13 protein-coding genes are annotated in these 14427 nt (G+C 60.2%); 1 reads left to right on the top strand and 12 read right to left on the bottom strand.

The window, feature by feature from the left end; all coding sequences use genetic code 11:
* The first annotated feature begins 99 nt into the window (after nt 1–99).
* Complete coding sequence (locus ACR3E0_RS12995) at nt 100–954, top strand: LysR family transcriptional regulator (RefSeq protein WP_480479236.1); 855 nt, start codon at nt 100–102, stop codon at nt 952–954.
* A 28-nt stretch (nt 955–982) separates the two neighbouring features.
* Here the strand turns inward: ACR3E0_RS12995 and ACR3E0_RS12990 are convergent, their stop codons facing one another.
* The 12 genes from ACR3E0_RS12990 to nirJ all read right to left on the bottom strand — a co-directional run bounded on the left by ACR3E0_RS12990 (nt 983) and on the right by nirJ (nt 14427).
* The gene (locus ACR3E0_RS12990) at nt 983–2344 is read right to left on the bottom strand and encodes an adenylate/guanylate cyclase domain-containing protein (RefSeq protein ID WP_480479235.1); all 1362 of its coding nucleotides are present in this window, start codon (nt 2342–2344) and stop codon (nt 983–985) included.
* A gap of 69 nt (nt 2345–2413) precedes the next feature.
* Nucleotides 2414–3316 carry an FAD:protein FMN transferase gene (locus tag ACR3E0_RS12985; RefSeq protein WP_480479234.1) on the bottom strand — a complete coding sequence of 301 codons (903 nt, stop codon included), beginning with the start codon at nt 3314–3316 and terminating at the stop codon, nt 2414–2416.
* The gene (locus ACR3E0_RS12980; protein ID WP_480479233.1) at nt 3313–3828 is read right to left on the bottom strand and encodes a nitrous oxide reductase accessory protein NosL; all 516 of its coding nucleotides are present in this window, start codon (nt 3826–3828) and stop codon (nt 3313–3315) included. Before ACR3E0_RS12980 ends, ACR3E0_RS12985 begins: the two co-directional genes overlap by 4 nt.
* Nucleotides 3825–4646 carry an ABC transporter permease gene (locus tag ACR3E0_RS12975; protein WP_480479232.1) on the bottom strand — a complete coding sequence of 274 codons (822 nt, stop codon included), beginning with the start codon at nt 4644–4646 and terminating at the stop codon, nt 3825–3827. The genes ACR3E0_RS12980 and ACR3E0_RS12975 overlap by 4 nt, the downstream gene beginning before the upstream one ends.
* Nucleotides 4643–5536: an ABC transporter ATP-binding protein gene (locus ACR3E0_RS12970; protein ID WP_480479231.1), complete on the bottom strand. Its 894-nt coding sequence runs from the start codon at nt 5534–5536 to the stop codon at nt 4643–4645. The genes ACR3E0_RS12975 and ACR3E0_RS12970 overlap by 4 nt, the downstream gene beginning before the upstream one ends.
* Entirely contained in the window at nt 5526–6782 is a 1257-nt protein-coding gene (locus ACR3E0_RS12965; RefSeq protein ID WP_480479230.1) for a nitrous oxide reductase family maturation protein NosD, read from the bottom strand. The genes ACR3E0_RS12970 and ACR3E0_RS12965 overlap by 11 nt, the downstream gene beginning before the upstream one ends.
* Before the next feature lie 3 nt (nt 6783–6785).
* Nucleotides 6786–8693 carry a TAT-dependent nitrous-oxide reductase gene (gene nosZ / locus ACR3E0_RS12960; protein ID WP_480479229.1) on the bottom strand — a complete coding sequence of 636 codons (1908 nt, stop codon included), beginning with the start codon at nt 8691–8693 and terminating at the stop codon, nt 6786–6788.
* A gap of 15 nt (nt 8694–8708) precedes the next feature.
* Nucleotides 8709–10832 (bottom strand): 4Fe-4S binding protein, encoded by a 2124-nt coding sequence (locus tag ACR3E0_RS12955; RefSeq protein WP_480481033.1) that lies wholly within the window; start codon nt 10830–10832, stop codon nt 8709–8711.
* 44 nt (nt 10833–10876) lie between these two features.
* Nucleotides 10877–11323 (bottom strand): DUF2946 family protein, encoded by a 447-nt coding sequence (locus tag ACR3E0_RS12950; RefSeq protein WP_480479228.1) that lies wholly within the window; start codon nt 11321–11323, stop codon nt 10877–10879.
* Between the two features lie 141 nt (nt 11324–11464).
* Entirely contained in the window at nt 11465–11728 is a 264-nt protein-coding gene (locus ACR3E0_RS12945) for a hypothetical protein (RefSeq protein ID WP_480479227.1), read from the bottom strand.
* The gene (locus ACR3E0_RS12940) at nt 11685–13238 is read right to left on the bottom strand and encodes a cytochrome D1 domain-containing protein (RefSeq protein WP_480479226.1); all 1554 of its coding nucleotides are present in this window, start codon (nt 13236–13238) and stop codon (nt 11685–11687) included. The genes ACR3E0_RS12945 and ACR3E0_RS12940 overlap by 44 nt, the downstream gene beginning before the upstream one ends.
* Nucleotides 13213–14427 (bottom strand): heme d1 biosynthesis radical SAM protein NirJ, encoded by a 1215-nt coding sequence (nirJ, locus tag ACR3E0_RS12935; protein ID WP_480479225.1) that lies wholly within the window; start codon nt 14425–14427, stop codon nt 13213–13215. Before nirJ ends, ACR3E0_RS12940 begins: the two co-directional genes overlap by 26 nt.

Here is a 14427-nt window from a genome sequence, read left to right as displayed (position 1 = left end):
GTCCTACCGTCCTCCTTTAAAGCGACGGTAGCAGCGAAAAACACAGCAAGATATCAAATAATATTGGACATTAAATTCGGAAAGTTCGAATTAAGGGAGATGAACTTGCAAGAACTCCGTACTTTTTTGGCAATCGTCGACACGGGCAGTCTGGTGCGCGCATCGGAAGTTCTGAACGTCACACAGTCCACAGTCACGGCGCGTTTGAAATCTCTTGAGGACGAGTTGGGGCAAACGCTTCTGATCCGCAACAAGTCCGGTGCCACGCTGACGGCAGCGGGCGTCACTCTGCGCCGCTACGCGGACACGATTGTGAACCTCTGGCAACAGGCCCGGCAGGAAACTGCACTGCCGGACGGCACGTCCGGGGTCTGCAATCTGGCATGCGAATTTGATCTATGGCCGAACCTGGGAGAGCGGTTTGCGCAAAGCTTGATGGATCTGTGCCCGGATGTCGGGGTCTCCATCTGGCTCGGCAGCCAGGCAGATGTCACCAAGTGGTTGGACGAGGGGAAGTCCGAAATGGCCTTCACCTATCGGTCGGCCTGCTCACAGAAACAGGATCAGATTGCGCTGACCCCGGACGAGCTGGTTCTGGTTTCCGACGACCCCGACAGCGCCCTTCGGTTCAATCCGACATATGTCTATGTCGACGGGGGCGAGGCGTTTGGGCGCGACCATGCCATTGCGTATGCCGACGCCGACACGGCACGCATCAGCTTTGGCAATGCGAGCATCGCGTTGCAGCACGTTTTGCGAGTCGGCGGCAGCGCCTATCTGCCAGAGCGTCTCGTTTGGGACCAGCTTGCCCAAAAACGGCTGTTTCACTTGTCGCAGGCGCCCAGTTTCAGTCGGGCGGTGTTCCTGACCTATGACAAAGGCTGGAAAGATACATCAAACTGGTTTGACCGGGTTTTTGACATCTCCATGACAGCGCCTCAGGAGGCAAGTTAGCTTCAGTCTGCCTGCGCGTAAAAGCAACTTAGTCTGGCTTGAACCCGAATACGTCAACGGGCTGCTCCAACCCCTTGATGGGTATACTTCCCATAGGCTTGAACGGTTTACGATTGTCCAAAGCCGCCTGCGTTGCGGCGTCGACCAAGATATCAGCATCCAGCGCCTTGCATTGGCCTTCCAGCCGGGCGGCGAGGTTAACGGCATCGCCATAGACCGTGAACGATTTTCGCGTATCCGATCCGATGGTGCCGGTGACCAAATCACCACTCGCAATGCCGATCCGGATAGAGAATTCATGTGCGACTGCAATCGGTTGCAGCGCGAACGCGGCCCGCACGGCTGCGGCCTCTGGTACCTGTACCGCCACAGGCGCGTTGAACGTAACGAGAAACCCGTCCCCCAGGTAGGAAATCACCACGCCTTTCTCTGCGGTCACCGCACCTGTTGCGTCGGCAAGGAACTTGTCCAGACGGTCGATCACATCGTTCGGATCATATTGCGCGGAGAATTCCGTGAACCCCGCGATATCCATGATCAGCGCCGTCCCGTGGCATCTCTGCGGTTTCAAAGGTGCCTCGTCTGCGATCAGACTCTGCGCGATTTCCTGCGGAACGTATTTGCCGAACAGGTTTGAGACGCGCTCGCGCGCAGCACGTTCCCGTCGCCACTCGATATCGGCTGTCACTTGCGCAAAGAATACCGACCGGGCGCGGTAGACGGCGAGGGACAAGGCCAGCGTCGCAAAAAAGAGCATGGCTGTTTCCTCGATACGGTTACCGCGCCCAATGAAATCAATCGACAGGAAAACCTGCTCGTACATTTCGCGCGTTGCCGTCGACGGAATGTCCGACCAGGACAGCGTGTTTTCCATCGGCACCGACACCCAAAGAAAGGCCGCCCACCACCCTATGACGGCAAGGGTGCCGGTCCATAGTACCAGTCGCCACGACAGGCTCAGGCAGGCCAGCGCGATCAGGGGAAACAGATAGTATATGCCATAGGCGCGAAAGGCGATGATCTGAGGCACGTCATCGGCGCGGCTGATGGGCACCGCCGCGAACAATGCGCAGATCGACAGTGTGTCGAGCGCATAGACGGTGTATTTCATCCACAACCGGTCAAACCGGGTCCCGATCACCAGCAGATGCGCGGCACCGATTGCGGTGAACCCCAGTAAAACCAGAGTCGTGATCGCGCGTGTGGTTGACTCCGGGAACAAAAAGGCCGTCCCCAGATACCACGCAAAAGCCGCCGCAGTGATAAGCGTGCGGCAGCCAATCGCAAGGCTAAGCCCGCGCTGTTCCGCCAGCGTTAGACGCTCTTGTGCCTCTTCGCTGTGCTGCAGAGCCGCCGGGTCCGTCCCGGCGGGTTCCATCCGTTCGGTCATAAGCTTGTTTTACAGCTCCAAGAGTTTGACGCAACGAAGGGGCTCAGACTGTCTGGCGGCTGGCCTGTGTCAGATCTGCATTTCCAACCGGGCATCCGGGAATTGACGCAGGACAGCGTCCACTTTTTGTGGCGGCACCAGACACAGCGCAGTTGAAAGACCGTCTGCAATGACCGCTTCGGGTGCCGAAACTGACAAGGCCCGGTGATGGGGGCTGCTGCCGCCCGGGTCCAGAATATGCCCGACCTTGTTTTGCAGGCGCGATGCGTCCGGAACCGAGGTGGCGACCGCCCGGTCGCGCAACTGCAACTGTCTTTTGACAACGCGGTTCGGCCCGGCCAATCCGACACGCCAGGTGTTTCCATCACCACGCCGACCCATCGCCATGATTTCACCTGTGTTCACCAGCACGTTCTGCAGGCCGAAAGTTCTGAGCAAGGCCGCAATTCGATCCGTGATCTCCCCTTGCGCGATGCCATTCAGCGTCAGAGCCGAGACACCGGGTGTCGGCAAGTGAATGGCGTCCGTATCAAAGACCACCTTGTGCCAGCCAATCGTGTCCTTGGCTGCGTTGATCTCAGATGGGCCGGCGCCGCTGGCCAGAGCGGACCAGAGCGGCTGAACGCTGGGGTCAAACGCGCCGTCGGAAGCTGTGTGCAGCGCCGAGCACAAGCTGAGCAAACGCAGCAACTCGGGCGCGGGATCAACCAGTTGGCCGTCGCGGTTCAACCGGCTCAGTTCCGAATACGGGCGATACAGGCTGTATATGTCTTCCAGGCGCGCCAGTTCCGCCTCGACAGCGGCAACAATCGGCGCGGCCTGTGTTTCAGTGAGCCCTTCGAGGCGCAGGCTGGCCGAAGCACCCAGGGCAGACCCGCGCCAATGAGTGGCGGGTGCCGAGTGGGCTCGTGCGGGTAGGGCGGCACAGGCGGCTGAAATTGTCAGGAAACGTCTGCGGGACAGGTGGGTCATGAAGGTGTCTCCAGTTTCAATTCCAGATCGACCGGACCCAGCACTTCGGTCGCCGGGATATCGGAAAGAGGCAGGGCCGCACCGCCATACCGGGCGATGAAAGCGTCGGCATCGGTGGGCGCAGCAAACGGGACCACCTCACGCGCACCCATGCCGCCAGCCACATCTGCGCCAACGACAAACGTCGCGCCATCTGCGGCGATCCAGTTGGAAATCCCCGGCTGCCGCCAGCTGGGCGCGACCCCCATGTCACTGACATAGATGGCGGTGATTTCGGCATCGCGTTCAGGGCTTTTCAGATAGGCCACCATGTCGCGAACCTGCGCAAAGAACAGCGGTGAGGGGTACCCCTCCAGATGGATCTGCCCCTTGGGCCCGCCATGTTCGGCGACGTTCATCTGACAGAAGAAGCTCAGGGCATCGGGCGTCAGGTCAACCGGGTCGGGCGCAACGGCCACCTCTTCCTTGCAGGCCGCAAGTGCGACCAGCGCGATCAGGGCAAGACGTGTCATGGCTCAACCCTCCGAAACGCGAGGCGGGCGAGCAAGAAGCCCAGGACCGGCCAGATCAACAGCGAGGCGGGTGCGGCCCAGACGGGCAGGGCCTGTGCCGCGCCGGTCATGCCGGACGCCATGGCGACGCCTTCGGTTGCGGCGATGTTCCACAGACGGAACGCGTCGGCCGGGTTGGCCACCATCACCCATGGAAAGACGGATTGGGTGAAGGTGCCGCCGTCGTCCATGACCACGGCTCCCAACAGCCCCAGATCATAGAGAACGACAAAGACCAGCCAGAGCCCGGCCGACAGACCCGCCGCCGCCGTGGCCCCCTTTGCCAGGGCAGACAGCAGGTATCCCAGCGCCAGAAACACGGCGCCCAGCAGGATCGAGGTGAGGATGAGACGGACCAGCGCCATCAGGCTTTCCGGCCCGGCACCGCCGAACCATGCGGCCACCGCGCCTGCAGTGCCAAAGCCTATGGTCATGGCGAAAGCCAGCGCCGCCAGATGGGCAGTGAACTTGCCCAGCAAAATCTCTCCGCGTCCTGCGGGGTAGGATAGCAGCAGCGACAGGCTGCCCCGATCCACGTCACCGGCGATGGCGTCGAAAGCGATCATCAGTGCCAGCAATGGCGCGAGGTAGACCGACAGCGTGGTCATCGAGGCGACCGAGACAGTCAGCATATCGACCCCCAGAGTGCCGGTTGGGGCGCTGCCCGCAAAGGTCAGCGCCAATGCAAACAGAACCATGATCAGGGTGGCAACCAGCAGCCAGCGGTTGCGGCGCAGGATCAGCATCTCGGTGCGGGTGATGGCGAGGAAGCGGGTCATAGCCTCTCCTCCTGTGCATAGTGGCGATAGAGGTCTTCCAGTTTGGGTGGGGTCATTTCCACATCCGCCACCGCATCGCCCATCCCAGCGATGCGGCGGAGGGCCTCCATCTTGTCATCCGGGGAACACAGCAACTCGACCGAGGCGCCGTTTATCCGGTTGCCGCCCAGTTCGGCGGCAAGCGCATCTGGGTTGGTGCTGGCGCGCACCCGCAACCGGATCGGCAACCCTGCCAAGGCCGACAGGTTGGTCAGCGTGTCATCCGCCACCATCCGGCCTTTGCGCATGATGGCGATGCGGTCGGTTCTGGCCTCGACCTCTGTCAGCGCATGAGAGGCGATCAGGACGGCGGTGCCATGGGCTGCCAACTCGTCGATGATGGCGTAAAGGTCCTGCCGCGATATCGGGTCCAGCCCACTTGTCGGTTCATCCAGCAGCGCCACTTTCGGTTGGCCCAGCAGCACCTGCGCCAGACCGAGACGTTGCCGCATCCCCTTGGAATAGGCTCCGATCCGGCGGTCCAGCGCATCGCTCAGGCCGACACGCTCCAGCAGGGCAGGCACGTCTTCCTTTGAACCGGACAATTTTGCAAACAGCGTCAGCTGTTCTCGTCCGGTCAAAGCCGGATGAAACGACACCGCCTCGGGCAGATACGCCGTTTCTCTGCGCGCCTGTGCGCTGCCGGGGGTCGCGTTTCCGATCCAAATGGCTCCGCCCTGGATCGGCGTCAGGCCGAGGATGGATTTGATCAGGGTGGATTTGCCCGCGCCGTTATGGCCCAGCAGCGCGACGCGCTGGCCGGGGGCAAGGGACAGGGTGATATCGTCCAGAACGCGGGTTTTCCCGCGGTCCTTGCAGACATTGTCAATTGACAGGGCCTTATCCGTCATGAGGCACCTTTTTCATAGCTGGGGGTTCAGGGGCTTGCATCAATGGGTTGCTGTCCATCACGCCGCCCGGCAGCAGAGCCGGGAAAGCCGATTGCGACCAGCGCACCAGCTGCACGGCAGGCGAGCCGAGCAACAATTTGGCTGCGGGTTGGGTCCACAGCACATGGTCCATCGAGTCATTGGGGCGATAGGGGGCGTCGGCGATGCCGTTGCCATCCACGTCATAGGCGGCGAAATCGGACCAGTAGTTGCCGCGCCCGTCCTCGGACCACTCGACCCATTTGGTCGAAACGTATTTTACCTGGGTCCGATTGCCGACAAAGGCGTTTCCGACGATCTGGTTGCGTTCGCTGCCAGCGGTAAAGTGGATGCCGATGCCGCATCCCTGGAACCAGTTGTCGGTGAATGCGTTTTTGTTGGAGTTGTAGAGGAAGGTACACTTCTCTTTCGCACCTTTGACGACATTGCCGGTGATGATGCTCTTGTTGGCGTAGTTCAGCATTACACCGTGTTCGCGGTCGCCGATGGAGACATTGTCGGCCACTTTCACATTGGTCGAAAACATCACCGCATAGCCCAGATCGTTGCCGATTGAGACATTGTCGCTGACGACCGAGTCGTCGGCATACATGTAATGCACGGCAAAGCGCAGATCGCGGAACAGGTTGCCGGTAAAGGTGTTTTTCTTGGACGAGTTCACAAAAACCCCGTCACGGCCATAGCGGATGTCATTGCCTTCAACCACCGCACCCGGCGCGTTCCAGACATAGACGCCGTTGCCACGGTCATTCATCCGCCGGTCTTGCCGACCTTCGATCCGGTTGCCACGCACGATGCTGTCCTTGGCCCCGTGAATGTCAACGCCGTAGAGGTTGCCCAGAAGCACGTTATCCTCGATCACCGGCGCTTTGGCCGTCTTGGTCAGTTGGATACCGCTGTCGATGCCGTCATGGCTCGAGCCTGAGCCGATCACCGTCAGACCGCGCACCGTCACGCCCGGCCCGGTCACAGTGATGACGCTGCCTTCGCCCTGTCCGTCGATTGTGGCCTGTCCCAGCCCGTCGATGGTGACGGGCCGGTCCAGCACAAGCGTTTCGGTGTAAACACCGGGGCTCAGGCGGAGGGTGTCCCCATCCGCCGCCTGCGCCAGTATCTCATTGATGGCCCCCGCCCGATTGGGCACATCCCAGTCCGCCGCCCAAAGGGGCGAGCCGAGCAGGAGCGATATGAGCAGGGGCCAACGCATGGGTTATGCTCCCTGCGGTTCGACCAGCATCCGGCCGCGCATTTCCATGTGCAGCGCGTGGCAGAACCACTGGCAATAGAACCAATGCACGCCCGGACGGTCGGCGGTAAAGGTGACCGACGCTGTGGCCAAGGGCGCAATCTCGAAGGCGATGCCGTAGTTGCCAAGGCAGAAGCCGTGGGTCACGTCGTCCACGTCGTCAAGGTTGGTAACGTAAACCGTCACCTCGTCACCCTGTTTGACGGTGAACTTCTCAAGGCTGAAGGTCGGCGCCTGCGATGTCATATAGACCCGCACCTTGTTGCCATCCCGGATCGGTTCCTCGGCACCTTCTTCCAGATCGACGCCATCGGCCTCGGCCTGGATACGAGCGTCTTCCCACGTGACGTCGGCGCGATCCCAGACATTGACCGGGTTCACGATGTCACTCCGAACGATGATCGAGTCATGCGGCTCGGCAAAGGTCGGACCGTCGTGGACCACCTTCATCTCATCCGACGAGATATCGATCAACTGCTCGTTCTCGGGCTTCAGCGGACCCACGTTCAGGAAGCGGTCTTTCGAGAACTTGTTCATCGAAATCAGCCATTTGCCGTCGGCCTCTTTGGTTTCACCCATGGAGGTCGAGTTGTGGCCCGGCTGATAGTGCACGTCGACCTTCGAGATGATCGGGTCCACATCTGCGCCACCGTAGGCCTCGATGGCCTTGTCGATGTTCCACCGCACGATCTGACTGTCGAGGAACAGCGTGGTGAACGCGTTGCCCTGACCGTCAAAGGCGGTGTGAAGCGGACCGAGACCCAATTGCGGCTCACCGACAATGCAGGACCGCGGGTCCACATCGCTTTCGAACAGAGCGTCCAGTTTGGTCACGTCCATGATCGACACGGTGGGCGACAGCTTGCCGTTGATGCAGACGTGCTTGCCGTCCGGCGCGGTGTTGATGCCGTGCGGCGAGTTCGGGATCGGGATGTAGCGGGTGTATTTCTTGTTCTGACCCTTACGTCCGTCCAGAACTTTGACGCCTTTCAACTCCTGATAGTCACCGGCTTCGATCCCGGCCTCGATTTCCGCGAGGTTGAAGACAACCACATGGTCCATCTCGTTCTCGGTCATCTCGGCCAGGTTCATCCCCATTTCCGAGTTATACGAGGTCGAATAGGCGTATTTGCCCTGATAGTCGCAGTCGGTGTTGTCGAGGTTGCCCGACACGATCACCTGCCACGCGACTTCCATGGTGTCGCCGTCCAGCGCGGTGAAGATGTTCACGTATTGCGACGGATCGTCCAGCACGCTGCCATCATTGACCAGCGGGGTTTCATCTTCGCCGTTGGCAAAGACATAGCCGGTGCGCGGGAATTTCTGCGGACGCAGACCGTGGATCGCCTTGGCATTCGGGATCTCGGTGATCTTGTCGCATTTCATCACATCGCAGCGCACACGGGCGACACGGGTGTTGGCCTTGTCGTTCATGAACAGGTAGCGGCCGTCATAGGTGCCGTCGGTGAACGACATATGCGGGTGGTGAAGGTCACCGTTGTCATAGGTTTTCATGCCGCGCTTGGCGAGAAACTCCTTGGTTTCCGGCAACAGGCCATCGGTCATGATTTTCAGCGACTCGTTGGTCTGACCCCAGCCGGTGGCCGAACAGCGGTTGAAGACCGGTATCCGCATCAGCTCGCGCATGGACGGGAAGCCCAGAATGCGCAACTCACCGGTCTGACCCGAGGACCAGAAGCCGTAGTATTCGTCCAGTTCACCGGGTTCGAGGTTGGCATTTGCCGCAGCGCTGGCCTGTTTCGCGGTCATCAGGGTCGAGCCCAGACCAGTCCCGGCCAGCACGGCGCCGGTGGCGGTTGCCCCCAGCATCCCGCGGCGTGTGATGTTCAGTTTGTTGTCATGTTCCGACATAATTTGCTCCTCCTCTTAGGAAGCGGTTAGCGGTTTGGCGTTCGGATGGTTCGCCGGTGGCTGTCCGAGTGGGGTCTTCATCTGGACCGACCCTGTCTTGGCCCGCCGTTTGAGCTGGCGGATAACGACGGGACATTTGTCCTCGGACTGGTAGAGCACCTGACAATGCAGGCAGGTGACGCACTCGTTCGGATTGATCTCACCAGTGGGGTGGATCGCCTGAACGGGGCATTCGTTGGCGCAGGTCTGACAGGGTGTGCCGCAATCCTTGTAGCGGCGCAGCCAGTCGAACATGCGCATGCGGGCGGGGATCGCCAGCGCTCCGCCCAGCGGGCAGAGGTAGCGGCAGTAGAACCGTTCAATGAACAGCCCGATCCCCAGCAAGGTCAGCGCAAAGACCACAAAGGGCCATTCGCGCATGAATTTCAGAATGATGGCGGTCTTGAATGGCTCAATCTCGGCGTATTTTTCGGCCAAGGGGATCGAAACAAAGCTGAGGCCAAAGAGCCCAAGGAAGATCATGTATTTTGCAGGCCACAGACGCTCGTTCAGGCCCCAGGGCAGGGTCCATTGCGGCACTTTGAAAGCGCGCGCGATCTTGTTGGTCAGTTCCTGTAACGCTCCAAACGGACAGAGCCAGCCGCAATACGCCCCGCGACCCCAGAACAGCAGCGCGGCGGCCACGGCGAACCACTGGATGAAGACCAGCGGATCGAGCAGGAAGGCGTCCCAAGAGAACCCCGTGCGCAGGCTGCCTGCCAGTGCCATCAGGTTCACGACGCTCAACTGCGCATTGGCGTACCAGCCGATGAAGAACAGGGTCAGGGTCAGATATCCGATGCGGAACCAGTAGAAGACGCGGGCGTTCATGGTCGCGTGAAACTGGAAGAAAAAGGTCGCGGTCAGCACCAGCAGCATGACGCCCAGGCCGGCAATCTCAACCGTGCGGTCTTTCCAGATGCGCTGCCACAGGGCGGCCTTGGCGGCGGCCTCGCTGGTGGCATCATCAACGATCTTGGGAGCAGCGACCGGCAACAGGTACTGCTCGGGCAATTTGTAACCCAGATCAAAGGTCAGGAATGTCTTCTCGACCGCACCCACCGCGCGTTGTACAAGCAGTTGCAGGCGGAAAGGTTCGGCCGGATCAAACTCGGCCTCAGCCGGAATTTTGAAGATGTCCAGTTCGGTGAAGCTCGGCGCGTCGGGGGCGGCAACCCTGCCAAGCCGCTCTTGCTGCTTGTCAAAAAAGCGTACCGAGTTGTCGCCCTGAATGAGCTGAATGCGGTCGAAGATACCGCCGCGCACATAGCCCGAGCCCTTAAAGCTGTACGCCCCGCGTCCCAGGACCAGGATGGCTTGCTCGCCTTCGTCCAGCCAGTTCACCAGATTCCGGTATTCGGCTTCACCCAGCAGCGACTTGCCGATCGACGGGACCGAGACCAGCGCCAGATGCATGTCAATGAACGTGTCATCCGGCTCGCCGGGTTCGGGACGGTTGATCGCTCGCTGATCGCCGGTGGCCTCGAAGGCGGCATTGACCTGTCCGACATCCAGCGTCAGCCGCCGGATCGAGCCATCACCGGCCAAGGTGGTCCAGTCGTAAACGGACTCCTGTGCCATGTCGATTTCACGTTTTGGGCCATCAGCCTGCAACGGTGACAGGCCGCCCAGCCCCAGAGCACGCGCCACCTTGATGCCTCCGCGCACGAGGCTGTCATCGATCACCATGATCGTCACAGTTGCGCCGGATATGATGTCGAGGTCGTGCCCCTCACCCCCGGTCGCTGCTTCGCGCTTGAGGTCCAGACCGGCATAGCCTTCGGTCAGTTCGGCCATGCGCGAATTGGGGATGCCGATCAGAACAATGGGTTCCGAGTGTTTGACCAGTTGCACACCGGTCAGAACCGCATCGGTATCGATGGCGGCAACCACGTGGATCGGCTTGCCGGAATACCCTGTGGTGCCGACAAAGTCAGAGGTGAGGAAGGCCCAGGCAACCGTCTCGCCGCCTTTCAGTACAGGGGCAACGGGCACATCCTCGCGCACCGGACCAAAGGCATCGGCACCGGCGGCCAGATCAGTGGGTTCGAGTTCGGGCAGGAAGCTGGCGAGGCTGTCGGCCTGTGCGCTCAGCGCCATCAGACAGGACAGGAACAGGGCCAGTAGAAGATGGATTGCGCGACTTACGACCACGGCGCACCTCCGGATATTTGGATTGACGCCATGGACGCGCGCGGGGCGCGTTCGGTTTTGATTTCGGGTCCGCGCGGGGGTCCGCGGGTTTCGGGCCAGAGCCGATCAGAGTTGTACAAATTGAACGGATCTGCGTTTTGGCAAGGTGCGAATTGGACAAACTCGATCTGTACGATTTCCAGCAGCTCAGGCAACGAAACGTCGCCGGTCGCCGCGCAGAGTGTGCAGTCAGCGCATTTCGGGCAGGGTGCGGTCGGATCCTGGTCTTCCTCATCAAGGTCAACCTCGACCCAGACCGCGCCCGCTTCCGAGCAGATCTCCACCCACATGCTTTGCCCGGGACTCGCCAGCGCCGGGCCAAGCATTTGCATCAACAGAAGGAAGATACCCGCCCAACCGCAGACCGCGCGCAGGGCGCGAACAGGGAGGTTTTGCATAGTTGCAAGGGCAGGCATGGAGAATCCAACTCGGGAAGATTTCCTAAGTCGTAAGAGATTCTCTCCCGAGAATACTTGACTTAGGTCATTTGTTCACAGATTGACCAAGAATTAATCACGTTGCGGAATTGTTGTTTTTTTTCAATCCTCTGCATCGTCCATCAAACCCCGTACCCAGCGTCCGGCAAGCCACGCCGCTGGCACGCCCAGAGGGATGGACCACAGGATTGCAGGCACCGGACCAATCGCACCAAACCCGGCGCTGTGCAGGATCAGACCGGCCAGAAACAGGTTGATGGCCACCGTCAGCGCCGTGGCCGGATAGAGCAATATGGCCAGTTTCCAGATCGGCCATTTGCCGTCAGTGGCTGGTGCCTTCCGAGAAGGTGATCTTGTTCCAGACATTGTATTTCCCCGAAGGTTTGCGCATCGGCAGACGGCGGATTTCCTCAAGGGTCTGCGCGTCGTAGACAATCACTGCGCCGTCATCCTCCCAGATCGACACAAGCGCGTGGCTGCCATCTCTGGTGAACTCGACATGCGCCACGGTTTTGCCCGGTGCTGGGCGCAAGGTCTTTATGATTTCAAGGCTTTGCTTGTCGATGACGTGTATGACGTCCTTGTTCGGTCCAAAGAACACATCAGCCCAGACGTAAGGCGAATTCTCATGGCTGCGCATGAAGAACCCGGGCCCTTCGGTCTTGATCCGCTTGACGGTTTCCCAGCTTCCCATGTCGATCACCGACACGGTGCCATCGGTCAGATGCGGAGTGGCCATGACTGTCGTATCGCCATGTCTCCACGTAATCCCTGACCCCAGGTGCGGCATTCCCGGCAGGTCCAGATCAGCCACTTTCTGACCAATCACCAGATCAATCACCTGACCCCCATTGCCGTCGCGGGATGCGCCCATGACGTATTCATAGTTCTGGTCGAAAAAGAAATCGTCCAGATAGTCGGGCGTGGTGATCTTGCGGACCGGGAAGGGGTTGGGGTTCTTGAACTGGCCTTCGATGCGGAAATCATGGCCCAGCCCGAATTGCGGGGGGTTGTCGCCGTAGAACACTTCCCAGATCTCTGGCACGTCCTTGAGCGCCAGCACAAAGCTCTCCCTCGGCGGAGCCTGATAGACAGCCGAAACACGACTGGGTTGGCCATTTTTACTTTTTATTTCAATGACCTGAGCTACCGACAGGTCGTCGGTCGACAGCAGGGTCAGAGAATTCGGCAGGTAATTCGCCACGGCCACCCATTTGCCATCACCGGACATGGCGATGTTGCGGCTGTTGAGACCCGCACGCACGCGGCCCACCTGTTTCAGCGCCCAGATGTCATACTTCTGCACCCAGCCATCGCGGGACATGATGAAAACGTATCGCCCATCAGGGCTGAACTTCGGGCCGCCATGCACGGCAAAGGGCGTCTCGAACCGGTCCAGAACTTCGAACGTATCGCCGTCCAAGACGCTGACATGGTGATCGCCGGTTTCGACGGCCAGAGTGATGTTCATCGGGTCGCTGTCCCAGATGGGAGCATCGACCGGAGTATAATCCTCATCCAGCGTTCGGCTGGCCATGATCTCGGCCTCGCCCCATTCGGGATTGGATTCCAGCGGTGACTTGAGCCAGCCAGCCAATTCCTCGATCTGCAGCGTGTTGAGCTCGTGCGAGAAGGCGGGCATCTGGGTGGCCGTGCGCCCTTCGGCAATCACTGCGGCGACGCGGGGGCCACGCATCCGTTTCAGCGTTTCGGGAATCAGAGCAGGCCCAACGCCGCCCAAACGGTTTTCGCCATGGCAGGATGCGCAAAACTCGGCGTAATCCGTTGGGGCATCCGCCCATGCGGTTCCGGCCAGCAGCAAAGAACAGAATGCGGCGGTCTTCAGAGTGTTAAAAGAACTGATGGGCCGGATCATGACGTTTCCCCCGGAAAGGCGTGACCTGCAAGCGCTCGCCTGCGTCATCCACGCCGATTTCATCATTTGACAGGTAGCAGGCCGGGTCTTCGGCCCAGGGATCGCCGGTCAGCTGCAACGCACGGATACGGGTGTTGCCGCCGCAGACGTCTTTCAACTGGCAGGCGCCACACCGCCCTTTCAACGGGCGCGGGCGTGTGCGCAGCATGGCCAGCATCGGATCATCGCCGGTCCAGAGGTCCGAGAACGATTTGGTCTTCACGTTGCCGACCGTGTAGTCCGACCAATAGGTGTCGGGATGCACGCGACCCAGATTGTCGATATTGGCCACGCCCAAGCCGCTGGAGTTGCCACCCCATGCCGCCAGATGCTCGCGGACATGAGCCGCCTTGGCGTCGTCAAAATGCATCCGGACCCAGTTCAGGAAGTACCCGGCATCGGCATCATTGTTACCGGTCACGATATCCAGAGGACGTCCGCCCGAGGCTGCCTCCCACGCGCGGTCCAGCAACAAACCCAGACCCTTACGGGTGCGCAGATGTTCGGCATCCTCGCCTCGGTTCTTATCACCGCGCCCGGCATAGACCAGATGAGACAGATAGAACTTGTCGACGCCTTCATCGTCACACAGTTGCAGCAGATCCGGCAGGTGGTGTTGCGTGCCTTCTGTCAGGCAGAACCGCAGACCTACTTTTATGCCGCGCTTTTTGCATTCGCGCACACCGCGAAGCGCGTCGGCAAAGGCGCCTTCGACACCACGGAACCAATCGTTTGTGGCCCCAATCCCGTCCAGCGAGATGCCGACATAGTTAAAGCCCACATCGGCAATCATATCGGCGGTTTCATCATAGATGCGCGTGCCATTGGTCGACAGCGCCAACATTGGCACCAGATCGCGGGCGCGTTTTGCGATGTCGAAGAAATCGAACCGGTCTAGCGGTTCCCCACCCGAGAGGATCAAGGCCGGGACGCGAAAATGGCCAAGATCCTCAAGGGTTACCATGGCTTGCTCATGACTGAGCTCGCCCGGGAACGCCACATCCGCCGAGACGGTGTAACAGTGGCGGCATTTCAGGTTGCAACGCCGCGTCAGGTTCCAGATCACAACCGGTTTAACGGGTCCGGGACGGCGTTTGCGCACCGGGGTCGGGGTGACCAATTGGTGCATGTATTCGGTCAGGCGGAACAT

This window comes from Ruegeria sp. AJ12 (assembly GCF_056536245.1).
Note: the sequence above shows the minus strand (reverse complement) of the source record. Positions and strands in the feature narration are given on the sequence as shown.

Excerpts from the sequence above, each read along its gene's own strand:
- ACR3E0_RS12970 (WP_480479231.1), bottom strand. The coding sequence starts at position 5,536 with ATGACGGATAAGGCCCTGTCAATTGACAATGTCTGCAAGGACCGCGGG.
- ACR3E0_RS12995 (WP_480479236.1), top strand. The coding sequence starts at position 100 with ATGAACTTGCAAGAACTCCGTACTTTTTTGGCAATCGTCGACACGGGC.
- ACR3E0_RS12940 (WP_480479226.1), bottom strand. The coding sequence starts at position 13,238 with ATGATCCGGCCCATCAGTTCTTTTAACACTCTGAAGACCGCCGCATTC.
- ACR3E0_RS12945 (WP_480479227.1), bottom strand. The coding sequence starts at position 11,728 with ATGTCTGGAACAAGATCACCTTCTCGGAAGGCACCAGCCACTGACGGC.
- nosZ (WP_480479229.1), bottom strand. The coding sequence starts at position 8,693 with ATGTCGGAACATGACAACAAACTGAACATCACACGCCGCGGGATGCTG.
- ACR3E0_RS12980 (WP_480479233.1), bottom strand. The coding sequence starts at position 3,828 with ATGACACGTCTTGCCCTGATCGCGCTGGTCGCACTTGCGGCCTGCAAG.
- ACR3E0_RS12965 (WP_480479230.1), bottom strand. The coding sequence starts at position 6,782 with ATGCGTTGGCCCCTGCTCATATCGCTCCTGCTCGGCTCGCCCCTTTGG.
- ACR3E0_RS12985 (WP_480479234.1), bottom strand. The coding sequence starts at position 3,316 with ATGACCCACCTGTCCCGCAGACGTTTCCTGACAATTTCAGCCGCCTGT.
- nirJ (WP_480479225.1), bottom strand. The coding sequence starts at position 14,427 with ATGTTCCGCCTGACCGAATACATGCACCAATTGGTCACCCCGACCCCG.
- ACR3E0_RS12950 (WP_480479228.1), bottom strand. The coding sequence starts at position 11,323 with ATGCAAAACCTCCCTGTTCGCGCCCTGCGCGCGGTCTGCGGTTGGGCG.
- ACR3E0_RS12955 (WP_480481033.1), bottom strand. The coding sequence starts at position 10,832 with ATGGCGCTGAGCGCACAGGCCGACAGCCTCGCCAGCTTCCTGCCCGAA.
- ACR3E0_RS12990 (WP_480479235.1), bottom strand. The coding sequence starts at position 2,344 with ATGACCGAACGGATGGAACCCGCCGGGACGGACCCGGCGGCTCTGCAG.
- ACR3E0_RS12975 (WP_480479232.1), bottom strand. The coding sequence starts at position 4,646 with ATGACCCGCTTCCTCGCCATCACCCGCACCGAGATGCTGATCCTGCGC.